This window comes from Actinoallomurus iriomotensis, from assembly GCF_030269445.1.
Classification (GTDB): Bacteria; Actinomycetota; Actinomycetes; order Streptosporangiales; family Streptosporangiaceae; genus Actinoallomurus; species Actinoallomurus iriomotensis.
Genome location: NZ_BSTJ01000001.1, coordinates 457,110 through 482,548, shown reverse-complemented (window position 1 = coordinate 482,548; position 25,439 = coordinate 457,110). Strand labels below are relative to the sequence as shown.

The 25,439-nt window shown below is 70.2% G+C and carries 18 protein-coding genes; 12 read left to right on the top strand and 6 right to left on the bottom strand.

Annotation, left to right across the window (positions count from 1 at the left end; all coding sequences use genetic code 11):
- Nucleotides 1–14: 14 nt before the first annotated feature.
- The 3 genes from QSK37_RS02230 (at nucleotide 15) to QSK37_RS02220 (ending at nucleotide 6,896) form a co-directional block, all read left to right on the top strand.
- A complete protein-coding gene (locus QSK37_RS02230; protein WP_285617139.1) occupies nucleotides 15–698 on the top strand; it encodes a TetR/AcrR family transcriptional regulator in 684 nt (227 codons plus the stop codon).
- A gap of 313 nt (nucleotides 699–1,011) precedes the next feature.
- Complete coding sequence (locus tag QSK37_RS02225) at nucleotides 1,012–3,069, top strand: ATP-binding SpoIIE family protein phosphatase (protein ID WP_285617137.1); 2,058 nt, start codon at nucleotides 1,012–1,014, stop codon at nucleotides 3,067–3,069.
- 155 nt (nucleotides 3,070–3,224) lie between these two features.
- Nucleotides 3,225–6,896 (top strand): DUF6531 domain-containing protein, encoded by a 3,672-nt coding sequence (locus QSK37_RS02220; RefSeq protein ID WP_285617136.1) that lies wholly within the window; start codon nucleotides 3,225–3,227, stop codon nucleotides 6,894–6,896.
- Nucleotides 6,897–7,107: 211 nt separating this feature from the next.
- Here the strand turns inward: QSK37_RS02220 and QSK37_RS02215 are convergent, their stop codons facing one another.
- From QSK37_RS02215 to QSK37_RS02205, 3 genes are all read right to left on the bottom strand, one after another.
- A complete protein-coding gene (locus tag QSK37_RS02215; protein ID WP_285617134.1) occupies nucleotides 7,108–8,952 on the bottom strand; it encodes an NAD+ synthase in 1,845 nt (614 codons plus the stop codon).
- A 214-nt stretch (nucleotides 8,953–9,166) separates the two neighbouring features.
- Complete coding sequence (locus tag QSK37_RS02210; protein WP_285617133.1) at nucleotides 9,167–10,438, bottom strand: MFS transporter; 1,272 nt, start codon at nucleotides 10,436–10,438, stop codon at nucleotides 9,167–9,169.
- A gap of 55 nt (nucleotides 10,439–10,493) precedes the next feature.
- Nucleotides 10,494–11,729, bottom strand: a complete 1,236-nt coding sequence (locus QSK37_RS02205) for an MDR family MFS transporter (protein ID WP_285617131.1) — start codon at nucleotides 11,727–11,729, stop codon at nucleotides 10,494–10,496.
- A gap of 162 nt (nucleotides 11,730–11,891) precedes the next feature.
- Here QSK37_RS02205 and QSK37_RS02200 point away from each other — a divergent pair, with 162 nt between their 5' ends.
- The 6 genes from QSK37_RS02200 (at nucleotide 11,892) to QSK37_RS02175 (ending at nucleotide 18,251) form a co-directional block, all read left to right on the top strand.
- On the top strand, nucleotides 11,892–12,698 hold the full coding sequence (locus QSK37_RS02200) for an ABC transporter substrate-binding protein (RefSeq protein ID WP_285617130.1): 807 nt from the start codon (nucleotides 11,892–11,894) through the stop codon (nucleotides 12,696–12,698).
- 102 nt (nucleotides 12,699–12,800) lie between these two features.
- Nucleotides 12,801–14,330, top strand: a complete 1,530-nt coding sequence (locus QSK37_RS02195) for a penicillin-binding transpeptidase domain-containing protein (RefSeq protein ID WP_285617129.1) — start codon at nucleotides 12,801–12,803, stop codon at nucleotides 14,328–14,330.
- A gap of 74 nt (nucleotides 14,331–14,404) precedes the next feature.
- On the top strand, nucleotides 14,405–15,211 hold the full coding sequence (locus QSK37_RS02190) for a substrate-binding periplasmic protein (RefSeq protein WP_285617127.1): 807 nt from the start codon (nucleotides 14,405–14,407) through the stop codon (nucleotides 15,209–15,211).
- Nucleotides 15,181–16,035, top strand: coding sequence for an amino acid ABC transporter permease (locus tag QSK37_RS02185; RefSeq protein ID WP_285617126.1), 855 nt, complete (start codon nucleotides 15,181–15,183; stop codon nucleotides 16,033–16,035). The genes QSK37_RS02190 and QSK37_RS02185 overlap by 31 nt, the downstream gene beginning before the upstream one ends.
- A complete protein-coding gene (locus tag QSK37_RS02180) occupies nucleotides 16,032–16,793 on the top strand; it encodes an amino acid ABC transporter ATP-binding protein (RefSeq protein WP_285566946.1) in 762 nt (253 codons plus the stop codon). Before QSK37_RS02185 ends, QSK37_RS02180 begins: the two co-directional genes overlap by 4 nt.
- A gap of 96 nt (nucleotides 16,794–16,889) precedes the next feature.
- Nucleotides 16,890–18,251 (top strand): glutamine synthetase family protein, encoded by a 1,362-nt coding sequence (locus tag QSK37_RS02175; RefSeq protein WP_285617125.1) that lies wholly within the window; start codon nucleotides 16,890–16,892, stop codon nucleotides 18,249–18,251.
- Between the two features lie 76 nt (nucleotides 18,252–18,327).
- Here QSK37_RS02175 and QSK37_RS02170 read toward each other — a convergent pair whose 3' ends face one another.
- Nucleotides 18,328–19,107 (bottom strand): tyrosine-type recombinase/integrase, encoded by a 780-nt coding sequence (locus tag QSK37_RS02170; RefSeq protein ID WP_285617124.1) that lies wholly within the window; start codon nucleotides 19,105–19,107, stop codon nucleotides 18,328–18,330.
- A gap of 428 nt (nucleotides 19,108–19,535) precedes the next feature.
- Here QSK37_RS02170 and QSK37_RS02165 point away from each other — a divergent pair, with 428 nt between their 5' ends.
- Together QSK37_RS02165 and QSK37_RS02160 are read left to right on the top strand one after the other, a co-directional pair.
- The gene (locus tag QSK37_RS02165; RefSeq protein WP_285617123.1) at nucleotides 19,536–20,717 is read left to right on the top strand and encodes a hypothetical protein; all 1,182 of its coding nucleotides are present in this window, start codon (nucleotides 19,536–19,538) and stop codon (nucleotides 20,715–20,717) included.
- 185 nt (nucleotides 20,718–20,902) lie between these two features.
- Nucleotides 20,903–21,373, top strand: a complete 471-nt coding sequence (locus QSK37_RS02160) for a hypothetical protein (RefSeq protein WP_285617122.1) — start codon at nucleotides 20,903–20,905, stop codon at nucleotides 21,371–21,373.
- 730 nt (nucleotides 21,374–22,103) lie between these two features.
- Here the strand turns inward: QSK37_RS02160 and QSK37_RS02155 are convergent.
- Nucleotides 22,104–23,087: a hypothetical protein gene (locus tag QSK37_RS02155; protein ID WP_285617120.1), complete on the bottom strand. Its 984-nt coding sequence runs from the start codon at nucleotides 23,085–23,087 to the stop codon at nucleotides 22,104–22,106.
- Between the two features lie 12 nt (nucleotides 23,088–23,099).
- Complete coding sequence (locus QSK37_RS02150; protein ID WP_285617118.1) at nucleotides 23,100–23,669, bottom strand: TetR/AcrR family transcriptional regulator; 570 nt, start codon at nucleotides 23,667–23,669, stop codon at nucleotides 23,100–23,102.
- A 125-nt stretch (nucleotides 23,670–23,794) separates the two neighbouring features.
- Between QSK37_RS02150 and QSK37_RS02145 the strand changes: the two genes are divergently transcribed.
- Entirely contained in the window at nucleotides 23,795–25,375 is a 1,581-nt protein-coding gene (locus QSK37_RS02145; protein WP_285617116.1) for an MDR family MFS transporter, read from the top strand.
- The last annotated feature ends 64 nt before the right edge of the window (nucleotides 25,376–25,439 follow it).

Sequence of the window (25,439 nt, the reverse complement as noted above, 5' to 3'; positions counted from 1 at the left end):
GACGGTGATCCGCGATGAGTCAGACGCGTGAACGCCTCCCCGCTCAGGTCGCCGCGGGGTCGCCCGGCGCCGGAGGCTCCGAGGGCTCGGTGAGCTCCGGCAGACCGGCGGGGGCGGCCCGGCCGCCCGGCCGCCCGCGCAGCGAGCGCGCCGACAAGGCGATCGTCGAGGCGACGGTGGACCTCCTCGCCGAGGAGGGCGGCGTGGCGGGGGTCTCCATCGAGGCCGTCGCCGCCCGCGCCGGGGTGGGCAAGACGACGATCTACCGGCGCTGGCCGAACAAGGAGGCGCTGATCATCGACGCGCTGGCCGCGCTGAAGGAGCCGTTCCCGGCTCCCGTCGGCGCGTCGGTCCGCGAGGATCTGATCGCCATCGCGCAGGCCTTCGTGTCGAACAAGACGGACAAGAAGCGCCTCGACTGCTACTGGAGCATCATGGGCGGCGCCGAGCGGTATCCGGAGCTGATGGCCCGGTTCACCCGCGAGGTCATCGAGCCCCGGCGCGACGTGATCCGCACGGTGCTGCGGCGTGGGGTGACGGCGGGGGAGCTCCGGCCGGACCTGGACGTCGAGACCGCGCTCTGGCTCATCATGGGCGCCCTGGCCCAGCGCGCCCGCGCGTTCGGCGCGGGTCCGGTGCCGGATGACTTCGCCGCCCGGGTGGTCGACGCCCTGATGACGGGAATCGCCGCGCGCTGAGCCCCGGCCCGTACGGCGGCGGCACGGCGTCCACCGGCAGGCCGGGCCGCCGCTTCCTCACGCCGGAGGACGCTGTTCCGTGTTCATCCGCCTGCGAGTGGTGATACGGGTAGGGCGATCCGGTGAACGGTGCGGCTCGCCGATGCGTGTGACGGGACATTCGGATGTGTGATCAACTGGTGAGCATGCTCTCGCAGTCTGCAGTCGACAATTGCGATTTGTCTCGTATTTAGCGGCCAACTCGACATACTTGACCCACAGCAAGGGTGCGCGGCGGCGCCGAACAGCGGGACAACGGAAGGGTTCGTCAGCCATGGCCGATTCTTCGGCGAGAACGCTCGTGCTCGGCATCGGCCGTTCCGGTGAGATCCTGCAGTGCGGCCAGAACGCCCCCGGCGTCGTCGGCCGCGCCCCGGAGGACATCGTGGGCACCGACGCGGCCGGCCTGTTCTCCACCGACGCCAAGGAGACCCTCACCGGCCTGCTCGACGCCCTCGGCGCCGGCCAGGAGCGCACCGCGGTCCTCAGCGTCCTCGACGACGGCGACCCCCGCGACGCCGTGGTCACCGTCGTGCCGATGCACGGGCGCGACGGCGACTCCGGCCTGATGATGATCCGGGTCGCGGTGACGGACCTGGAACGCTTCACCGACCCGGCGCTGATGCGCTGGGCGCTGCTGGAGGACGCGCTGCCGCGCATCAGCGCGATGCTCGATCTCGAGCAGATGGCGCAGGAGCTCGCCGGCGTGATCGTCCCGCACTTCTGCAACTCCGCCGGCGTGCTCATCCGCGAGAGCATCATGGGCGCCGACGAGGTCCCCTCCTTCTCCCCGGAGGGCACGGCCATCCTGCACCGGCTGGCCGTCGCCGCCGACAACGACTTCCCCAGCTGGAGCGCGGCCTTCCCCGCCGGTGAGGTCCTCGCCTACCCGCCCGGCACGCCGTACGTCCGCTGCATGGCCACCAGCGCGCCCGTCCTCGAACCGCACCTCGACACCAAGGCCGCGCGCGCGATCGCGCGGGCCTGGCGGCGGCCTCCCGTCGGCCGGCTCCTCGACGGCGTCTCCATGGTCCTGCTGCCCCTCATCGCCCGGGGCACGACGCTCGGGTTCATCGTCTGCACCCGCAGCGACGCGCACCGCCCCTTCGACGCGTACGACGTCGAGATCGGCATGGAGTTCGCGGCCCGCGCCGCCCTCTACATCGACAACGCGCGCCGCTACAGCCGGGAGCGCGCCACCGCGCTCACGCTCCAGCGCAGCATGCTCCCCACCGGGCTCACCGCGCCGTCCAGCGTCGAGATCCGCCACCGCTACCTGCCGGGCAACCAGCTGATCGAGGTCGGCGGCGACTGGTACGAGGCCATCGCGCTCCCCGGCGGGCGCGTCGCCCTCATCGTCGGCGACGTCGCCGGGCACGGTGTCCGCGCCGCCGTCACCATGGGCCGGCTGCGCACCGCGCTGCAGACGATCGTCAACCTGGAGCTGTCGCCGGCCGAAGGCCTCCAGCAGGTCGACGCGCTGATGCGGGGGATCGGCGAGCGCGAGCCCGCCTTCGCGACCTGCGTGTACGCCGTGTACGACGCCACGGACGGCACGTGTGAGATCGCCTCCGCCGGCCACCTGCCGCCGCTGCTGCTCCGGCCGGGCGGCACCAGCGAGTTCCTCGACGTCTCGCCCGCGCCGCCGCTCGGCGTCGGCGAGGGCATGATCGAGACCCGGAAGTTCACGATCGGCGACGGCTCCATCCTCGTCCTCTACACCGACGGGCTCGTGGAGAACCGTGGGCAGGACATCGACGACGGCCTGCTGCGGCTGCGGCGCGTGTTCGGGCCGGAGGCGCTGCTCAGCCCGCTGGAGGACCTCGCCAAGGCGACCCTCGACGGCGCGTACTCCGACCAGGAGCGCGACGACATCGCCGTGCTCATCGCCCGGCTGCGGCGGCTCCCCGAAGAGCACGTGGTCACCATGACCCTCCCGGCCCGGCCGTCGGCGGTGCGCGAGGCGCGCGGGCGAGTGCGCGGGACGCTCGGCTCGTGGGAGCTGGACGAGCTGTCCTTCACCGCCGAACTCCTGGTCTCGGAGCTGGTCACCAACGCCCTGCGGTACGCCACGGGCGACATCGGCCTGCGGATGCTGCTCGACCGCACCCTCGTACTGGAGGTACGCGACGGCTCCGACGCGCTGCCGCGCGCCCGCCAGGCGGCCGACGACGACGAGAACGGCCGGGGCCTGCAGGTGGTGCACCGGCTGGCCAAGCGCTGGGGCGCTCGCCTGGAGGGCCAGGGCAAGGTCGTCTGGTGCGAGGTGGACCTGCCGGGCGACGGCGACCGCGTCCTGGAGTCCTGGCCCGGCGAGGCGCTCCACCTCTGACCGCCACCTTCAGGATCCGGACTTCGGGAACGCGCGAGAAGGACGACTCGCGTATCGTCCGGGGACGGAGCCGGGGAAACGGGTGATGGGTCGGTGGGACGAGGGTGGTTCTGGGGGCGGGCGGCAGGGCACTCGGCCGCCTAGGAGTCTTCCGCGTGGTGGGCGGCCTCCTGCGGGAGGCTCCCGCGGCGGCCTCACGAGGCGCACTCAAGGACGGCGGGCGGGCGCTGCGCACCGTCACCGACCTGGGCGACCTCCGTACGAAGGCACGGTCCTTCGCCAAACGAACGGTGACGAAGGACCCGATCGACGTGGCCACCGGCGAGGTGGTGCTCCAGCAGACCGATGTGGAGCTGGCCGGGGTGCTGCCGCTGACGCTGGTCCGCACCCACGTGTCGTCGTATCGGTCGGGCGGTCTGTTCGGGCCGACCTGGGCGTCAACGCTCGACCAGCGGCTGGAGCTCGACGGCTCGGGTGCGACCCTGGCGACCGCCGACGGCGCGATCCTCACGTACCCGGCCCTGGCGGCGGGCGAGACCGTGTCGCCGGTGGAGGGCGCACGCCTGCCGCTGTCGTCGCGGCCGGAGGGTGGATACACGGTCACCGACCCCCACGCCGGGCACACGATGCACTTCGCGTCGTCCGACGGGACGCTCACCCGGACACTGCCGCTCGTCGCCATCACCGACCGCAACGGCAACCGGATCGACCTGCGATACGACGACGAGGCGACACTCACCGAGCTCAGCCACTCGGGCGGATACCGGATCGCCGTCGACGTCGCGGACCGGCGGGTACGGGCGCTCCGGCTCCTGACCGGCGAAGGCGAGAGCACCGAACTGGTCCAGTACGCCTATGACGAGGCCGGGCACCTCGTCGCGGTCACCAACGGGTCGGGTGAGCCGCTGAGGTTCTCCTACGACGAAGCCGGACGCCTCACGGCGTGGGCCGACCGCAACGGCCACTGGTACCGCTACGGCTACGACGAACGTGGGCGCGCCGTCCGGGGCGAGGGCTCCGGAGGCCTGTTGGACACCCGGCTGACCTATGATCCGGACGGCCGGTTCACCACGGTCACCGACTCCCTCGGACACGTCACGACGTACCACCTGAACGGGGCGCACCAGGTGGTCGCCGAGGTCGACCCGCTCGGGCACCGCACCACCGCGGAGTGGGATCGTTACGACCGTCTGCTGGCACGCACGGACCCGCGCGGCCACACGACACGCTACCGGTACGACGCCGCCGGAAACGTCATCGAGATCACCCGCCCGGACGGCCGCCGCATCACCGGCCGTTATCACGACCTCGGCCTCCCGCTGGAGGTCACCGGGGCGGACGCGGAGACGATCTGGCGGCAGGAGTACGACGAGAGAGGCAATCTCGTCGCCGTGACCGACCCGCTCGGCGGCACAACGCACTGCTCCTACGACGAACGGGGACATCTGCGGGCGGTCACCGACGCCGTCGGCGCCACCACCCGGATCGAGACGAACGCCGCCGGGCTGCCGGTCCGGATCGTCGATCCGGCCGGCGGTGAGGTCCAGTATGAGCGCGACGCGTTCGGCCGGGTCACGGCCATGACGGACCCGGTGGGCGGAGTGAGCCGGTACGGCTGGACGATCGAGGGTCGTCCCGCCTGGCGGACCCTGCCCGGCGGGACCGCCGAACGCTGGGTGTACGACGGAGAGGGCAACCCGACCGCGCACACCGATGGCGCGGGCGGGGTCACGCGTTCGGAGTACACCCACTTCGACCTGCTCGCGGCCCGTACCGGACCGGACGGCAACCGCCTGGAGTTCGGCTACGACACCGAGGCTCGTCTCGTGTCCGTGACGACGTCCGGCGGCCTGGTCTGGCGCTACGAGTACGACGCGGCCGGGCGCCTGGTACGGGAGATCGACTTCAACGGCCGGCGGCTGGGCTACGAGTACGACGCGACCGGCCGGTTGATCGCGCGCACCGACGGCGCCGGGCGTACCACCCGTCTCACCAGAGACCCGCTCGGCCGGATCACCGCACAGGTCACCGACGGTCAGGTGATCGCGTTCTCCTACGACCCGGCGGGCCGCCTCGTCCACGCGCGCGCCCCCGGCTCCGAGGTCGCCTTCGAACGCGACCGGCTCGGCCGGGTGCTCGCGGAGACGTGCGACGGCGCCACGGTCCACAGTGTCTACGACCCGCTCGGCCGGCGGGTGCTGCGGCGTACGCCGACCGGAGCCGAGTCGCACTGGGCCTACGACGCGGCGAGCAGGCCGGTCGCCCTGCGCACGGCGGGACGGACCCTCGGCTTCGACCATGACGCGGCCGGACGGGAGGTCGAGCGCCGGATCGGGCCCGAGGTCGCTCTCACGCAGCAGTGGAGCGCCGACCACCGGCTCGCGGCGCAGTCATTGTGGGGGACGCCGGTGGAGGGATCCGGCGCCCGACGCCTGCAGCACCGCACCTACCGCTACCGGGGCGACGGGCACCCCACCGGCGTTACCGACCTGCTGTCCGGTACGCGCGAGTTCGACCTCGACCCGGGCGGTCGCGTCACCGCCGTCCGGGCCGACGGGTGGACCGAACGGTACGCCTACGACGCGGCCGGGAACCTCACCGACGCTGTCTGGCCGGCGTCGCCTGGCGACGGCGCGTACGACGCGGTCGGTGAGCGCGACCACACCGCCACCCTGCTCCGGCGGGCCGGAAGGACGCACTACGAGTACGACCCGCAGGGCCGGGTGGTGCGGCGGCGCCGACGGACCCTGTCCGGGAAGGTCCTGACCTGGACCTATGAGTGGGGCGACGGCGACCGGCTCGTGTCGGTGACGACACCCGCCGGACAGCGGTGGAACTACCGCTACGACCCGCTCGGACGGCGGGTCGCCAAGGAGTGCACCGGCCCGGCCGGCGTCGTCGAGCGGACCGACTTCCGGTGGGACGGTCCCGTCCTCATCGAGGAGACGCGCACCGTCCATCGGCGCACCGGCACCGTGACACGGACGCTCACCTGGAACCACCGGCCCGGCACGTTCGAGCCCCTGACCCAGGCCGAGCGGGTACCGGCACGCGAGCGGTCCGACGGCTGGGTGGACGAGCGTTTCCACGCCATCGTCACCGACCTCGCCGGGTCGCCCGCGGAACTCATCGACACGGCCGGTGACCTGGTCCGGATGCCTGCGACGAACCTCTGGGGCGCCGGCCTGGGCGGCGACGCCGTGGCCGGCCCGTGCCCCCTGCGCTTCCCGGGCCAGTACCACGACGCTGAGACCGGCCTGGACTACAACCACCGGCGCTACTACGACGCCGCGGTCGGCCGTTACCACAGCACCGACCCGCTCGGCATCACGCCGCAACCCAACCCGCACGCCTATGTCCACAACCCGACCGCGGCGGCCGACCCGCTCGGCCTGGCGCCATACCCGCTGTGGGAGAACAACCGGAGCCTGCGGGAGCAGAAGAGCGAGGTGAGGGCCGCCGCGCTCTTCGGCCTCACCCCGGTGACGCTGCACGAGGGTGCGGGGGTGGCCACCCTGATGAACGCGTTGCACGGTGAGTCGGAGATCAAGTGGGCCGTCGTCCCCGGTGAACGAGAGGCTCCTGAGCTGCGGGTCATCCCCGCCGGCTTCGGTGCCAACGGCGAGCCGAGGACGGAGATGTCGCACACCGTGCTCGCCGGCGTCGGGGGGAAGGTCTACGCCGCCGGCATGGGGACGGCGCTGCCCGGCTACCCCGTGATGATCAACCGGCACAGCGGGCACTTCCTACCCGGCCCCGAGACGTTGGTCATCGGCGAGGAGGCCTTCGAGCGCGCGGGCATCGACTTCCTGTCCTACAGCTTCTGAACGGAGACGGACGAACCGGCTCCCCGGCGTCGACGAGGTGGCCCGGGTGCGGTCGCCGGCACAGGTCGAAGCCCTGCTCGCCCGTACGGATGTGACGTCCGCGCCGGCGGACCGGTGGGAGGTCCTGATCTCGCCCTGCGTCGCGGGAGGCGCCGTCGCGCGAACGCGAGAGACTCCGGACGGAGCCGGCGACCCGTCCGGGGGACGGAGTTCACTCGCCGGTCGCGGTCTGCTTCTTGCCGACCCTCGCCGGGTCGCCGGTGTTCGGGGCGGCGATCTCGCGCCAGCGGTTCGTGATGGGCAGGCGGCGGTCGCGGCCGAAGTTCTTCGGCGTGATCTTCGGGCCCGGGGGGTACTGCCGCCGCTTGTACTCCGCCGCGTCGACCAGCCGGATCACGCGCTCCACCAGCTCGCGGTCGTGGCCCGCGGCGATCAGCGCGTCATGGCCCATGTCCTTCTCGACATAGTCGTCGAGCAGGGCGTCGAGGACGTCGTACGGCGGGAGCGAGTCGGTGTCGAGCTGGCCGGGCCGCAGCTCCGCGGACGGCGGCTTGTCGATGATGTTCCGCGGGATCGGCGGCGTCGCGGAGGCGCGCACGAGCGGGGGCAGCCCCGCCGTCTGCTCGTTGCGCCACTCGCACAGCGCGAACACCGTCACCTTCGGCACGTCCTTGATCGGCCCGAACCCGCCGGCCGAGTCGCCGTAGAGCGTGGAGTAACCGGTGGCCAGCTCGCTCTTGTTGCCGGTGGTCAGCACCAGGTGGCCGTGCTCGTTGGACAGGCCCATGAGGATGTTGCCGCGCACCCGGGCCTGGAGGTTCTCCGCGGCGAGGCCGGTCAGGTCCAGCTCTGCCTCGTACGCGTCGACCATGCCGCGGATCGGCACCGTACGCGCGTGGATGCCCTGCCGTTTGACGAGCTCCTCCGCGTCGGTGATGGAGTGGTCGCTGGAGTAGCGGCTCGGCATCAGGACCGCGTGCACGTTGTCGGGACCAATGGCGTCGGCGGCGATCGTGGCGACCAGCGCCGAGTCGATGCCGCCGGACAGCCCGAGGATGACCGAGCGGAAGCCGTTCTTGCGCACGTAGTCGCGCACGCCCAGCACCAGCGCGCCGTACACCTCGCCCAGGTCGCCGAGCGGCTCGGCGCAGGGCGGTGTCTCCGGCGCGTACGGCGGGACCGGCGTGGACGACAGCAACACCCGCTCGATCGTGATGGTGGTGCCGTCGTGCGCGTCGGCCGGCGTCTCGCCCGGCTCGAACTCCGCCGGCGCGTCCGGCAGCTCCACGTCGGCCACCAGCAGGTCCTCGGCGAACTGCGGGCCGCGGGCGAGCAGTTCGCCCGTGCCGGACACCACGATCGAGTCGCCGTCGAAGACCAGCTCGTCCTGTCCGCCGACGAGGTTGACGTAGGCCAGCGCGCAGCCCGCCTCCCGCGCCCGCCGCGCGCACAGCTCCAGGCGCACGTCGTCCTTGTTGCGCTCGTACGGCGAGGCGTTCGGCACGACGAGCAGCTGCGCCCCGGCCTCACGGGTCACCGTGACCGGCCCGCCGTCCTGCCAGAGGTCCTCGCAGACGGCGACGGCGACGTCGACGCCGTGCAGGCGGAGGACCGGCAGCCGGTCGCCGCGCATGAAGTAGCGGTATTCGTCGAAGACGCCGTAGTTCGGCAGATGGTGCTTTGCCGTACGGACCGCGACGCGGCCCTCGTACAGGACCGCGGCGGCGTCGAGCGGCGCCCCGGCGGGCTGCCCGACCCGATCCACCACGTCCGCGCGCCGGTCGAGATACCCGGTCACCACCGGGATCGAGCCGAGCCCCTCGTCGGCGAGTCGCTTCGCGGTGGCCTCGATCGTCTCGATGGAGGCGTCGACGAAGGACTTGCGCAGGACGAGATCCTCGACGGGATAGCCGGTGAGGAACATCTCGGGGAACACCACGAGATGAGCGCCACGCCCGGCCGCGCGCCGGGTCCACTCGACGATCAGGTCGGCGTTCCCGGTGAGGTCGCCGACGGTCCCGTTCACCTGTGCGAGAGCGATGCGCAATTGTGCCACGGCATCGAGCCTAAGGCGTACGGGGCGGACGCGGGGCACGTGGGCGACGCCCGGCCTCGCCGTCACGAGCCGTCGGCCGGAGCCTGCGCCATGATCGGCCAGACCATGATCAACGTGAAGAACGGGGCGCGTACCCGGCTGTCCACTTTCCTCGCCGGTTTCTTCCTCCTCATCGGTTCGACTACGCCGGCGACCCGGACCAGATCGTCATCGGTCAGCTTCGGGGGGCGGCGCAGACCGGGTCCGGGGGCGGGGTGGTCGGCGACGGGAGGGTGCGGACCTCCGGGATCAGCAGCGGGAAGAGGGCCACGAGGACCTGGAGCACTCCCGCCGTCCACAGTGTCGCGTGCAGGCCCAGCCGGCCCGCGATCGGCGCCACCAGTACGAGGCCGAGTGGCTGGCAGGCGACCGCGCCCGCCCACTCGTACGCGCTCACCCGGGACAGTGTCGTGGCCGGGATGTGCTGCTGGAGCGTCGTCTCCCACAGCGTGTTGAACAGCATCATCACCAGGCCGCCGAAGAACGCCGCCGCGGCGACGACGCCCACCGTGAGGCCGGCCGCCAGGGTCAGGGTCGGGCAGGCGAACGCCACCATCACGATGAGCGCCGACCGCAGGGGGAACCGCGGCCGTACGCACAGGGCGACGATGCTGCCGCCCAGGCAGCCGATGCCGAAGGTCGCCGAGATGACCGCCCACGCGCCGGCGCCCCCGAACGAGCGCGCGCTGACCGCCGGGCCGAGCACGGAGAAGCCGGCGTACAGCAGGTTCATCACCGAGGCCGCCAGGATGATGCTCCACACCCACCGCCGCGACCGGAACTCCCGCCACCCGTCGGCCAGGTCGCGTCCGAAGCGGCAGCGGCGCAGGCGGACGTCGTACCGCAGCCGGAGCCGGGACAGGCACGCGGCGCTGGCCGCGAAGGTGACCGCGTCGACGCCGATGGCCCAGCCGGGGCCCACCGCGACGACGAGCACGCCCGCGACCGCCGGGCCGGCGACGAGTGAGCCGGACAGGGCCAGTACGCGCAGCGCGTTGGCGGCCTGGCGCTGCTCGGGTGTCGTGGTGGCCTGGATGAGGCCGGGCACGGCGGGCATGAACATCGCCGCCGCGAAGCCGTGCACCACCTCCAGCACGAGCAGGTGCCAGACGCGGGCCGCGCCGGTGATCAGCAGAGCCGCCATGACGCCCTGGCTGACGGTGCGCAGCAGGTCCGAGCCCAGCATGAGCACGTTGCGGGGGAGCCAGTCGGCGATCACGCCGCCGACGAGCATGAACAGCACCTGCGAGGCGGTGCCGGCCGCCAGGACGAAGCCGAGGTCGGTCACGTGGCCGGTGAGGCCCAGAACGGCGAAGGCGAGGGCCGGCGCGACCATGCCGTCGCCGAGCATCGACGCGCACTGGCCCAGAAAGAACCAGCGGAAGTTCCGCTCGCGCAGAACTCTCAACCCGCTCGCCGCTTCGGCCGAGCTTGATGCTTGCACCATTCGGCTCGCGTGCCGTTTCTTCGGGTATCAACTTCCGAAGTTAGACATTTAGCGGTTAAACGGTCAAGCCTTCCCTTCTTCCGCGTACGGCGGGGGCCAGCGCCAGGGCGCCCGCGCCGGACACCGCGCACAGGGCCGCGCAGGTCACCCACGGCAGCCACGTGCCGTGCCCGAGCAGCCAGCTGCCGCCGAGCGGGCCGAGCAGCGCCGCGACCGAGAACGCCGTGCCGTACAGCCCGCCGTAACGTCCGCGCAGGTGGGGCGGTGCGAGATCGGCGATGATCGCCGAGGACACGGCGGCGAACAGCACCTCGCCCAGCGTCCACACCAGCACCGTCGCGGCGAACATCGTCGTCGAGCCGGCCAGCGCGGTCAGCCCGAACCCCAGCCCGACCGTGCCCATGCCCGCCGCCAGCACCCGGCTGGCGTCGCGGCGGGCCAGCCAGGCCACGGTCAGCGGCTGGACGATCACGATGCCGACGCCGTTGACCGCCATGGCCAGGCCGTACGCCTGCGGCGGCAGCCCCGCGTGCCGCATCGCGAGCGGCAGCGTGGAGTAGGCCTGGAGATAGACGAAGGCGTAGCCGAACACGATCAGCACCGAGGCGACCGCCACCCGGTCGCGCAGCACGTCGCCGAACCCGCCCGGCTCACGGTCGGCGCGCCGCGTCCGCGTCTCGGGCACCGCGCGCCAGACCAGCACGGCGAACACCGCACAGGTGACGGCGTCGATCCAGAACAGCCAGGAGAAGCCCGCGCGCGACAGCGTGCCGCCGAACACCATGGCGACCGCGAACCCCAGGTTGATCGCCCAGAACAGCAGCCCGTACGCGCGTGGCCGGTGGGCGGGCGGGACCAGGTCGGCGACCAGCGCCTGTGAGGCCGGGCGGTAGATGTCGATGGCGATGCCGAGCACGAACACGACGGCGACCACCATCGGCGTCGCCGTGACGTAGCCGAGCGCCAGCATGGCCGCCGCGGTCGCCAGCATGCCGCCGCTCAGCGTCGCGCGCCGGCCGACGCGGTCGGCCAGCACGCCGCCCAGCGTCTGGGAGAACACCGAGCCCAGCCCGAACAGGGCGAGCACGGCGCCGGTCGCGGTGACGGAGAACCCGCGCACGCCGGTGAGGTAGAAGGCCAGGAACGGCTCGACCATCGTGCCCAGCCGGTTGACGAACGAGCCCGCCCACAGCGCCCAGAACGCCCGGGGCAGGCCGCCGACACGCGTGTGGAGAAACGGGGGGAGCCGGGGCCGGACGGGAGCGGGGAGCTGTTCGCCGACGGAGGTCATGGAGGGAATCGTCGCCGACGGGTACGACATTTTGCGAGCGCTTTTCCGCCGCTTGGCGCGCGGACGCCTTTACTGGCGGTCACGGCACGCAACTGGTTGACTCGCCTCGGTGACCGGGTGTCCCCTGCCCGCCGCCGAAGATCCGAACCCCTCGGAGGCACCGTGCACCCCATCGCTCCGTCACGGCCGCCCGCCCTCCTGGCGATCGCGGCGCTGTTACTCACCGCGTGCGGCGCCGGTGCCGGCGGCGCGACCGTCCAGGGAGTACGCCTCATCGGCAGCGGGCTGCTCACGACCTGCACCCACCTGCCGTACGCCCCGTTCCAGTTCGACCGGCGCGGCACCGTCGTCGGCTTCGACGTCGACCTCATGGATCTCGTGGCGCGGCGGCTCGGTGTCCGCCAGAAGATCGTCGACACCGACTTCACCGCGATCACCTCCGGCAGGGTGTTCGCCGCGGGGGAGTGCGACGTCGCCGCGGCCGGCATGACCATCAACGGGCGCCGCGCCGCCAAGGTGGACTTCTCCCGTCCCTACTTCGACTCCGGCCAGGTGCTGATGGCCCGCCGGCGGCCCCGCGTCCGGCCCGACGACATCGCCCGGGACCGCCTGCGGGTCGGCGTGGTCACCGGCACCACCGGTCAGGAGTACGCGCGGGCGCGCGGGTGGGCGCCCAAGGCGTACGAGAACTCCGTCACCGAACTCGGCGCGCTGCGCACGGGCCAGGTCGACGTGCTGGTCCAGGACGACCCGGTGGTGCGCTACTGGCTGACCGACCCGGACAACGCCGACTTCACCATCGTCGCGGGCGCGCGCACGCGTGAGAGATACGGCTTCGCCGTCCGCCGCGGACGCGACCCCGGCCTGCTGCGCCTGATCGACCAGGTCATCGCCCGCAGCCGCGACAACGGCGACTACCGCCGCATCTACGAGAAGTGGATGGGGCCGATGCCGCCCGACGCCGGCTGACCCGCCGCGCGCCCGAGCCCGGCCGACCGGAACAGGTCACGCCTCTCGCCCGCACCGGCGCCGAGTGCTCGACTGGGTGCGGTCGTACGGGGAGGCGGTGACATGCGCACGGCGGTCGTCCTGTCCGGGGGCGTCATGGTGCTGGTCCTGGCGGTCGCCGTGTCCTGCGTCGCGCTGCGCTCGCCGGGCCGCCCGGCCGCGCCCGGAACCGTCGCGACCGACTACTTCAGCGCCTGGGCGCGGGGCGACGTGACCGCGATGCGCCGCCTCGTCGACGACCCGCCCGCCGACTTCGCCGACCGGCACCGCGCGCTGTCCCACGACCTGCGCGTCGTTCGGATCGAACTCGTGCCCGGCCGGCTCGTACGGGCCGGCGACACCGCGACCGAGGACTTCGCGGTGACCCGCGTGCTGTCCGGCGCCGGAGTCTGGAGCTTCCACGCCGTGCTGCGGCTGGCGCGGCGGCGTGGACGTTGGCGGGTCCGCTGGTCGCCCGCGACCCTGTACCCCTCGCTCGCCGAGGGCGGGCGGCTCGTGCTCATCCGGCTCGGCGCGGCGCCCTCCTCGCCGGTCGCCGCCGACGGCAGAGGGCTGCCGGCCGGCAGCGGCGTCCAGCCCTACCTCGCCGACGTCGCGGACAGGTTCGGCGACCCCGATGCCGAGGACGACCCCGGCTGGGCGGTCGAGCTGGACAACCCCGGCCGCTCCGCGCAGCGGGTCAAGGTCTTTTCCGGCCGAGCGCCCAAGCGCGTGCGCACCACGCTCGACCGGCGATCACAGGCGGCGGCCGACCGCGCCGTGGGGTCGGCGGACGCGGCGCTCGTCGCCGTACGGCCCTCGACGGGCGAGATCCTCGCGATCGCCGACCGGCTCCCGGAGCCCAAGGGCGCCTTCCAGTCGATGAGCCCGCCCGGCTCCGCGTTCAAGGTCGTCACCGCCGCCGCCGCTCTGTCGAGCGGGATGTCGCCGGGGTCACGCGTCGGCTGCCCGGCGGTCACCGTGGCGGCCCAGCGCACGATCCACAACGACCGCGACTTCGACCTCGGAACCGTGCCGCTCGCCCGCGCCTTCGCCGAGTCCTGCAACACGACGTTCGCCCGGCTCGGCGTCGCGGCGGGCGGGCGCCGGCTGGCCGCGACGGCGTCCGCCTTCGGCTTCGGCGCCCACTTCGACCCCGGCGTGACGGCCTACTCCGGCGACGTCCCGGGCGACGCCGAGGGCAACGCGCTCGCCGAGGCGTCGATCGGCCAGGGCAAGGTCCAGGCCACCACCATCGCCATGGCGGTCGTGGCCGCCGCGGTGGCCGACGGCACCTACCGGTCCCCGCGGCTGGTCGCCGCGCACCTGCTCGGCCGGCTCCCGGCCAGACGGCTCCCCGCCACGGTCACCGCCGGGCTCCGCTCGATGATGGGCGACGTCGTGCGGTACGGGACGGCCGCGGGCGCCCGCCTGCCCGCCGGGACGCACGGCAAGACGGGCAGCGCCGAGTACGACTCCGCCGGTCACACGGACGCCTGGTTCATCGGATACCGGGGCGATCTGGCGTTCGCCGTCTTCGTCGAGCACGGGGGAGAAGGCGGAAAGGTCGCCGCGCCGATCGCCGCCCGATTCCTCGCCGTGGCCAGGTCGTGACTGAGTCGTCCCTCCTGGTAGCTGCAGATATGACATAGTCTCGGGCATTGCTTTGCAGCGAACCTGGAGGAATTGTGCCCATACGTCGCCGGTTGGCCGTCGCAGCCGGGCTCTGCGCGACCGCCCTCGTCGTCACCGCCTGTGGCAGCGGAGACAAGGGGGTGACGGTCCAGGGCGCCAAACTCGTGAAGAAAGGCGCCATCACGACCTGCACCCACATGCCGTACCCGCCGTTCCAGTCCCCCCAGGGCGGCAAGGTCGTGGGCTTCGACGTCGATCTGATCGACCTGGTGGCCAAGAAACTCGGCGTCACCCAGAAGATCATTGACACGCCCTTTGAGACGATCAAAACGGGTTCGGCGCTGAACGCGGGCAAGTGCGACGTCGCCGCCGCGGGAATGACGATCACCGCTGACCGCGCGAAGTTCATCGACTACTCCAAGCCCTACTTCGACGCCACCCAGGCCGTGATGACCAGGAAGGGCATCACGTACGCCTCGGTCGAGGACCTGAAGGCCAAGAAGATCAAGATCGGTGCCCAGGCGCAGACCACCAGCGAGGAGTTCCTCCAGGGCAAGGGCGTCGACCCCAAGTCCTACAAGGACGCCGAGAGCCTGCTCAACGGCCTGCGCAGCGCCCAGGTCGACGCGATCATGGCGGACTACCCGGTCGTGCAGGGCTGGCTCAAGGACCCGGCCAACGCCAAGTTCGGCCTCGCGGCCAACATCCACACCGGCGAACAGCTCGGCTACGCGGTCCGCAAGGGCCACAACCCCAAGCTGCTGGCGATCATCAACCAGGTGATCGACCAGGCCAAGCAGGACGGCACGTACAAGAAGATCTACGAGAAGTGGATCGGTCCGCTCCCGGCGGGCAGCTGAGCGTGGCGACGGCACAGGAAGCGGCGCCGCGCCTGACGCGGCGCCGCCGCCGGCAACTCGTGCTCGGCGGCGAGTACGCGATCTTCGTCGTGGTGGTCGTCGCCCTGGTCGCATCGGCCGACTGGGGTCAGATCCACACGAACTTCGCCAACTGGAGCATCGCCAAGCAGCTCTTCCCCGACGTCATCACGGTCGGGCTCCGTAACACGCTGATCTACACGATCACGGGGTTCGTGCTCGGGCTCGCCGCGGGACTCGTCCTGGCGCTGATGAGGCTGTCGTCCGCCGCGCCGTACCGCTGGTTCGCCCTCGTGTACATCGAGGTGTTCCGCGGCCTGCCCGCCCTGCTGATCTTCGTGTTCGTCGGCACCGGCGTGCCGCTGGCGTTCCCCGGCACCAACCTGCCCGGCGGGGTGTACGGCCAGGCGGCGCTCGCCCTCGGGCTGGTCTCGGCCGCGTACATGGCCGAGACGATCCGGGCCGGCATCGAGGCGGTGCCCCGCGGCCAGATGGAGGCGGCGCGCACGCTCGGCATGTCGCACGGCCGCGCGATGCGGACGATCGTCGTGCCCCAGGCGCTGCGGATCGTGATCCCGCCGCTCACCAACGAGCTCGTCCTGCTGTTCAAGGACTCCTCGCTGGCGCTGTTCCTCGGCCTCACCCTGACCGAGCGCGAGCTGTCCAAGTACGCCAACGACGTGGCGAGCCAGCAGGGCAACTCCACGCCCATCATCGTCGCCGCGATCTGCTACCTGATCGTCACGATCCCGCTGAGTTACCTGGCGCGGCGTCTCGAGGCCCGGCAGAAGAAGGGACAGCGATGATCGAGGTCCGCGACCTGCACAAGTCGTTCGGCGACCTGGAGGTGCTGCGCGGCATCGACCTGGAGGTCGGCGCCGGCGAGGTCGTCTGTGTGATCGGCCCGTCCGGGTCCGGCAAGTCGACGCTCCTGCGCTGCGTGAACCTCCTGGAGCAGCCGACCTCGGGCACGGTCGTCGTCGACGGCGTCGAGCTGACCGACCCCGAGTGCGACATCGACGCCGTACGCCGCCGCATCGGCATGGTCTTCCAGCAGTTCAACCTCTTCCCGCACCTGTCGGTGCTGGCCAACGTCACCGTCGCCCAGCGCAAGGTGCTCCGCCGGTCGGCCGCCGAGGCGGAGAAGACGGCCCGCGCGAACCTCGAGCGCGTCGGGCTGGCCGACAAGGTCGACGCCTACCCGGCGCAGCTCTCCGGCGGCCAGCAGCAGCGCGTGGCGATCGCCCGCGCCCTGGCGATGGGCCCGGCCGTGATGCTCTTCGACGAGCCGACGTCCGCGCTCGACCCCGAGCTCGTCGGCGACGTCCTGGCCGTCATGCGGAGCCTCGCCGTCGAGGGGATGACCATGATGGTGGTCACCCACGAGATGAGCTTCGCCCGCGAGGTCGCCGACCGCGTCGTGTTCATGGACGGCGGCGTGATCGTGGAGGAGGGCCCGGCCGCGGAGGTCATCGGCGCACCCGTGAACGAGCGGACCCGTACGTTCCTGTCCCGTGTCCTCGACCCGGCGGCCGCACAGGTCGGCGAGGTGGAGGACGTCTGATCAGGCGCTGGGCAGGGCCTCGTAACGTGGGGGAAACACGGAGACGGCAGAATGTAAGTCGCCACACATGTTTCCGGGCTTACGAAGGGATCGGTTTTGGACCGTCAGCAGGAGTTCGTGCTCCGTACGCTGGAGGAGCGCGACATCCGTTTCATCCGGCTGTGGTTCACCGACGTGCTCGGGTTCCTCAAGTCGGTCGCTGTCGCGCCTGCCGAGCTCGAGCAGGCGTTCGCGGAGGGGATCGGGTTCGACGGATCCTCGATCGAGGGGTTCGCGCGGATCCACGAGTCCGACATGCTCGCCAAACCGGATCCGTCGACCTTCCAGGTGCTGCCCTGGAGGTCCGAGGCGCCGGGGACGGCGCGGATCTTCTGCGACATCCTCATGCCGGACAGCACGCCGAGCTTCGCCGACCCGCGCTACGTCCTGAAGCGCACCCTGGCCCGCGCCGCCGACCTGGGCTTCACCTTCTACACCCATCCTGAGCTGGAGTTCTACCTGCTCAAGGAGCAGGTCGCCGAGGGTGGCAGGCCGGAGCCGGTCGACTCGGGCGGCTACTTCGACCACACTCCGCACCGCGCCGCGCACGACTTCCGGCGCAGCGCGATCATGATGCTGGAGTCGATGGGCATCTCGGTGGAGTACAGCCACCACGAGGGCGGCCCCGGCCAGCAGGAGATCGACCTGCGGTACGCCGACGCGCTCACCACGGCCGACAACATCATGACGTTCCGGCTGGTGATGAAGGAGGTCGCGCTCGAACACGGCGTGTTCGCCTCCTTCATGCCCAAGCCGTTCACCGAGCAGCCGGGCTCGGGCATGCACACCCACATGTCCCTGTTCGAGGGCGACCGCAACGCCTTCTACGAGCCCGGCGCGGAGTACCAGCTCTCCAAGGTCGGACGGGCGTTCATCGCGGGCGTGCTGCGGCACGCCGCCGAGCTCACCGCGGTCACCAACCAGTGGGTGAACTCCTACAAGCGGCTGTGGGGCGGCGTCGGCGCCTCCGCGGGCGCGGGCGGCGAGGCCCCGCCGTACATCTGCTGGGGCCACAACAACCGCTCCGCCCTCGTGCGCGTGCCGATGTACAAGCCGCAGAAGGGCCACGCGACGCGCATCGAGTTCCGCTCGCTGGACACGGCGTGCAACCCGTACCTCGCCTTCGCGGTCATCCTCGGCGCCGGGCTGAAGGGCATCGAGGAGGGGTACGAACTGCCCCCGGGCGCGGAGGACGACGTGTGGGCCCTGACCACCGCCGAACGCCGCGCGATGGGCATCCAGCCGCTGCCGCAGAGCCTCGATGAGGCCATCGTCGAGATGGAGCGCAGCGACCTCGTGGCCGAGGTGCTCGGCGAGCACGTGTTCGACTTCTTCCTGCGCAACAAGCGCGCGGAGTGGGAGGACTACCGCCGCCAGGTCACCGAGTACGAGCGCGACCGCTACCTCAAGGTGCTGTAAGCGCTGGTCAGCGCGCTAGCCAGGCGCATATAGCGACAAGGGCCGACGGCCACGTGACCGTCGGCCCGAATCTGCGCTAAGAGCCCTGGGCCGTCCCTGGGCCGTCTGGCACGGAATCGATGCACTCGTACATGCCATCCACGGCCCTGCGGGTACGGCTCTCACTGCTCTGCATTAGGTGCGTGTAGACGCGGAGCGTGAAGCCGGGATCGGCGTGACCTAGGTACTGGCTGAGTGCCTTGACGTTCTCGCCAGCGTCCAGCAGTACGGAGGCGTAGAAGTGCCGTAGGGCGTGCATCCCGTGCTCTCGGGCGGACTGGTGGCGGGCGCCGGGCGCTGGGTGGGGGATGACTCCAGCCTCGACGAGGGCGGGTTTCCATATCCGAACGTTGAAGTCAGTTCGGCGAACCGCACCTTCACCGCCCATCCGAGTGAAGACAAGACGTTTGGTTACCAGCGGTCCGTCCGGTCGGAGCCAAGGTAGGGAGATCTCTACGGGCGGGTACTCGTCCATGTGATCCGTGAGCACTCGGGCAACGCGACTTGGCAGTGGTACGTCCCGTTCCTTGTTGCGCTTCGGTGCCCCGAACACCAAGTGACCATTTGCGACCTTGATCTGACAGGCGATGTGGAGCCAGCCCGAGTCAAAGTCGATCTCGTCCGCCGGAAGCCCGAAGATCTCGCCTTGTCGGAGTCCGCATCCGGCGCCAAGATCCACCATCGCGCGGTAGCGCTCAGGACACGGTGGGGGACATCGGCGTTCGAGGTGCCCCCCGGCGGTGGGGCAGGGGGGCGTGCGCAGGAGCCCGCTGACGCCGTGCTGCGAGCGATGAGGCGTCGAGGCGCACGCGATCATTGGCCCTGGACGACCTATTTGGCCACGCCAAAAACCGTCTACGGTCTCGCCGTCTCCCTTCCCGCTCGTGACGTGAGTAGCAGGTCAGGCGGTGAGGAGAGCTTGGGACGCTCTCGGCGGCCGGATCCGGTCCTGCCGTTCGCCAGAGGCCCGACATGGCAGATCGTCACAGGTCAAGCCGCCGGTGGCGGCGCCTTAGGGGACATGTGATGTATATCACTTTACCTTTTCTATAGAATAAGTTGACTGTCCCTGTAAGTATCTCCATGGATGTCGGAATCTTCCGGCAAGGGTCGCGACGGGGGTGTCGAAATCGACGGGCCTGTTTGCGGCTGTAGGCCGCGCTAAAAACGGCGCGTTCAACGAAGGGGAGTCGATTGGGTGCTTCATGGGGTAGGCGGTTCTTCGGGGCGAGTACCGCCGTACTGATGATCGCCGCGGTTATGCCGCATTCGGCACTAGCGGCGAGTGTCGAAGATCCGACGACGACAGGTCTAGTCACTCGCTCGGGTGAGCCATTGGCGCATGCGGACATCGTGGCTCAAGCGTGGCCGAATAGATCCGAGCTCGACAAAATCATTCACGAAGGCGGAAAGGTGGCTCTCCCGACCGTCGCCGTTACCAGAACCGATGCCAGTGGGCATTTTAGTTTTAGACTGCCCGATGGCATCGATTCGCGATACGTCGGCGACGACGGAAAGGTCGATCTGCGAATCGTCGCATCCGACTCAAAGAACGCGGTGACGTGGCAGTACACGGCCACGCATGGAGCGAGTTCTAGCGCGGCGCGCAGTGGCCACCGTGTCTGGTCGACGGCGAAATCGGACGCAGGCGGGGACGCGCGCCCGGCCGACCTGCGCTTCGATCTGAGTCCGTCGTCGCCGCAAGCGTACGACGCCACTGACGACCCGGCCGAATGGGTGACCAACAGCGGCACGAAACTGACTCGCAGCGCTGCGTCCCATGCCCGGTCGACGGTGCTGCTGCCGCACACCTCAGTGCGGTCCAGTACGTCAAACGCCGAGCCGTGCGTACTGGAACCATCGACCCTCTATACCCAAAATCCAGAGCGATTTGCAGTTGTATCGGCATGGTCCGGCGCCAAAGGCACAGTTTACCAATCCCAGTCAGTCAGCCATACGCTCGGAATCGGAATTCAGGTCGATGGCCAGAGCGGTGCGTGGACGCAGAACGGAACGGAAAGCATAAATCTTACCCAGGGTTCCGGCGCAACCTTGCCAGGCGTCGCAGACGCGACGGTGGGGAATGAGGTCAACTATCGCTACTACAGGGGCACCCTTAACTGCGTCAACACAAGCTATGTCGAGCCAGAAAGCACGTACGCCTTCCTCAGCATCGCCGAGCGCCACGCGCACGTCTCTTACACCGCCTGCGCCGCCGCATTCCACGGCGCAACATATTGGAAGGACACCGCTAAGAACGTGACCTACGGAGCTGGGCTCGAACTTGGCTGGATGAGCCTATCGGCCCAGTCGGGCTGGACAAGCGACACTAAGATCGAATGGGTGATCACCCAGGACAGCAAGCTCTGCGGGTCCACAAGTTCGGGATGGGCGTCCTCCCCGGAGATGAACTCCGATCCCGCCTGATGATGCTGAGAACTCATGCGACTCGCCGAATCGGGGCGACGCTCTGTGCCGGCCTGGCCGTCCAACTCGCCGGAGCGGGATGCTCCGGCGGTGGCCAGGCCGGCCACGGCGCGGACGATGACGGATCCGGTGTCTCCGCGGAGGTGCCACGTTTGGTTCGCCCCGGTACCGGTGCATCTGCGGGTATGGCATTTCCGGCCAAAAGGGATCATGCCTATTCTGCGGGTCTGGGTGTCTTCTGTTTGGATGCCCCGGGCAGCGTGCGGATAGCCAGCGTTGGTCCGATCGCGACGAAGGGTGGTATCGCGGTCACCGGCTTTGCTATACGGGCGAACCCTGCGGATCAAGGCGGGCTACAGATCGCACTGGAGCCCCGGTCACTCAAGGCCCTTGGGTTCGATCCCGTTCGGCCCCAGACTGTGGACGGCACATGCGGTGCTGCCGGGACGGTTCTGGGCAGCAGCCGAGATGATTCCGGACAAAGGTCCGTGGAGCTGGCGGTCCAGCTAGTCCGGAGCGGTGATGAAACCGGTCGTATCGACGGCTTCCTTCTCACCTATCTGTCGATGGGAAAAAGCGAGAAGATCAAAATCCCGATGACCGTCATCCTGTGTGAAGAAAACGATCGGACAACGAGACAGTGCAACCATCATTAGCCGAACCATACCCATCCGGCTCGTCCACGACGAGTCACGTAACGACGGCTGGTCCGGGGGTGCCCTCTGCCAGGTGGCACGCCATCAGCCCTGACGTGTCCGCCGTGTCCCTCAATCGCCTTTGACCTAAGGAAGCATGAGGGGCGCGGTGGGGGACATCGCGCTTCAATGTGTCCTCGCACACCGAAGGGCTGGAACAGTGGGGGTGAGGTGAGTCGCCTCCGAGCCTCATAGACCGAGCGGCACCGGCCTGGCCGGAACCTCGCCGTCAATGGGTGACTAACTGTGGTCCGCCCCTTTGCACGGGGCGGGAGCACGGCACGGCCGACGCCTTTCAGGGTGTATCCGATGTATCCGATGTATCCCTAGTGCTGTGACCAGTGGAAACCTGGGATACATCAGGGATACACGCCTCTATGTTCCAGCAAGGGACGTGAACCGGCTGGAACACAGGGGGGCGTTTGCTGGGGCCGTCTGTGGGCCGTGGAAGGGCGGCCGAGGGTGGCCGACAATGACCAATGACGACCGCTCGTATGCAGGTCAGCGGCTAGCGGGTGCATGGTGTCGCATGTAGCGGACGCGGTTGATCAGTTCCTGCGCAACAAGCGCGCGGAGTGGGAGGACTACCGCCGCCAGGTCACCGAGTACGAGCGGGACCGCTACCTCAAGGTGCTGTAAGCGCCGGCCGGGCGGCGGCGCGGGGCGCTGATCCACGGGCGGTGGACTCGTGTCACTCGTCGGAAAGGTCGTCCTCCTCGCCGCCGTGCAGGGCGTTGAGCAGCCAGACGTTGGCTCTCATCGCCTCGGCCGTGAGTTCCTCACATGCCCGGCGCGCCGCTTCCAGAGTGAGATCGCCGTCGAGGTCGGAGGGCTCGGCCGTGTCCTCCGACCTCGACCCGGCCTCCGCACGAGCGAGCAGTCCGGCATGAGCCTCGTCGCCGCCGGCCGCCCGCTGGATCCGCTCCCACTCCCGGTGTGCCTGGATCGCCCGTTCCACCGGGCGGACGTACTGTTCGACAAGCTCGATCACCGTCTCGTCGGCTCTCCCGGCCGCCTCGGCCGCGTGCGGCGTCATCTCTCTCATCCGCGTGGCGAGCCCCCACTCTTCCTCCCGAAGCGCCGTGAGCACGAGTGTCCCGTCGAAGCCCGGAGTCAGCAGTCGCTGGGCCTCCTCCACCCGCTCGCGAGCCGCCCGTACCCGTGACAGCCGCGCGCGTTCGGCCTCGTCGAGGTCGGCGAGCGAGACGACGCGATCACGCCCCACCACGTGGGTCGTCCCTCCCCCGCAGTCGGCGACGAAACCCGCGTAGACCATGAGCAGCAGAAACGCGCACACTGCCAAGCCTGCGAGGCCTGGGAACAGCGCCCACGGGAACAGCATCGCGACAGAACCCGCCACCACGGGTTCGCGATCGCGGCGCCGATCGACCGCGTTCCAGGGCAGAAAGGTCAGCGCACCGAGCACCCCGGCAGGCCACGCCCACCACCCGCCGGTCACGTGCTCCAGCGTCCCGACCGAGACGATGACGACGCACCAGGTCAGCGCGCCCGACATGACACGTTGGCGACGGAAGCGGTGGGAGCCGGGCGGTGTCCCCGGACCCGTGACGAGCAGCTCACCCGAACCGGAGCGCACGTCTGCGAGCATGGCGGCGGGAAGTGCCGGGTCGAAGACCAGGTCTCCGGCGGTGGCCACGGCTACGCGGCGAATCACCGACTCAGGACACTAGTCGGCGGCCGCCGGTCTGGGGGAGACGAGTTCCAGGGCGAGTTCGAGCCCGGCCTCGTACCTCTCGTCGTCGGTCGCGTCGGCGTCCTGGAGCATGAACGCCGAGGCGCTGACCGGGACCAGGGCGAGCCGCGACCTGAGCTGGTCGGTGAGCGAGGCGTCGGGGCTGCGCAGCATCGCGGACAGCGTGTTGAACCGGTCGTGGAGCTTCTCTCCCGGAGCGAGCTCCTGCATCGTGGTCTTGCTCTCCTGGATGAAGCGCATCATGCCCTTGGGGCGTTCGCGGGCGAGCCGGGCGTACCGGCGGACGATCTCCTGGCGCGTCTCCGGTGTCGGCGGCTGGTCCTTCGCCCAGTCGATGATCTCGTCCAGGCCGGCGATGAGGTCGTCGAAGAGGCTGACGACGATGTCTTCTTTGGTGTTGAAGTGGTAGTACAGCGCTGCCTTGGTCACGTCGAGCCGCTCGGCGATCTCGCGGAGCGAGGTCTTGTCGTAGCCGTGTTCGGCGAACAACTCGACCGCGACGGCCTGGATCCTCTCGCGGGTCCCGCTTCGTCGTTCGCCCATCGTTCTCACCCCTGGAATAAACCTACTTGCCGACCGGCTAGTACCTAGCCTACCGTACGGCAAGTAAGTTCTGCTGGCCGGTCGGCAAGTAAGCCGACCGGTCGACCTATGGGGAGAGGTTATCCATGACGGGGACGAACACAGAGGACTCCGGACCGCCGTCCGACAGAACCACGCGGTCCCTCTACATCGCGATCATCGGGCTGATGCTCGGGATGTTCCTGGCCATGCTCGACAACCTGATCGTCGGCACCGCGCTTCCGACGATCGTCGGTGAACTGGGCGGCATCAACCGCCTGTCCTGGGTCGTCACGGCGTACACCCTCGCGACCGCCGCCGCGACGCCCATCTGGGGCAAGCTCGGCGACCTGTACGGCCGCAAGGGCATGTTCATGGCGTCGATCGTGATCTTCCTGATCGGGTCGATGCTGTCGGGTCTCGCGCAGAACATCAACGAGCTCATCGGCTTCCGCGCGGTCCAGGGCCTGGGCGCCGGCGGTCTGATGGTCGGCGCGTTCGCGATCATCGGCGACCTGGTGCCGCCGCGTGAGCGTGGCCGCTTCCAGGCGATCATCGGCGGCATGATGCCGGTGGCGTTCGTCGGCGGACCGCTGCTCGGCGGCTTTCTGACCGACCACCTGAGCTGGCGCTGGGCCTTCTACGTCAACGTGCCGCTCGGCGCGGTGGCCCTGCTCGTCACCGGCCTCGGGATGCACCTGCACACGCCGCACATCAAGGCCAGGATCGACTACTTCGGCGCCCTGCTCCTGACCGTCGGGATCGTCGCGCTGACCCTGGTCGCGAGCTGGGGCGGCACGGAGTACCCGTGGGTGTCCGCGCAGGTCATCGGGCTCGCCGTCCTGAGCGTCGTCGCGCTCGCCGGGTTCGTGTTCGCCGAGCAGCGGGCGGCGGAGCCGATCCTGCCGCTGCGGCTGTTCCGCAACCGCAACTTCACGGTCGCCCAGATCCTGAGCTTCCTCGTGGGCGCCGCGATGTTCGGCGCGGTGAACTTCCTGCCGCAGTACCTGCAGGACGTCAAGGGCGCCTCCGCGACCGCCAGCGGGCTCTGGATGCTGCCGCTGATGTTCGGCATGCTCGCCGTGATGCTCACCGTCGGCCAGCTCATCATGCGCAACGGCCGCTACCGCATCTACCCCATCATCGGCGGCGCCCTGCTGACCGCCGGCATGCTCGTCATGCTCCTGCTGAAGGTGAACACCGGCATCGTCCTCGCCTCGGCGCTCACGCTCGTGGCCGGGCTCGGCATGGGCTTCATCATGCAGAACACCACGCTGATCACCCAGAACAGCGTGACCCTGCGCGACATGGGCGCGGCCAGTGGCGCGGTGACCCTGTTCCGTACGATCGGCGGCTCGCTCGGCATCGCCCTGCTCGGCTCGATCTTCACCAACCGCCTGGAGCACACCCTGACCGGACGGCTCGGTGAGAAGGCCGGCCACGCGATCGCCTCCGGCGGCACCCACGTGACCCCGGCGATCCTGTCCACCCTCCCGGAGCCGGTCCAGGAGGCGTTCAAGGCGGGCGTCACCAGCGGGCTGCACGGCACGTTGATCGGCGGCGCGATCCTCGCGTTCCTCGGCTTCGTCGTCGCCTTCCTCGTCCGCGAGGTGCCGCTGCGCGGCGGACCGGCCGCGGTCAAGGAGGCGGCCGCCACGGAGGCCGAACTCGTCGAGCCCGTCATCTGACCCCTGGTACGAGATCGCCCGGCCCCGCCGCACGCGCGGGCGCCGGGCGATGTCACGTCGCGAC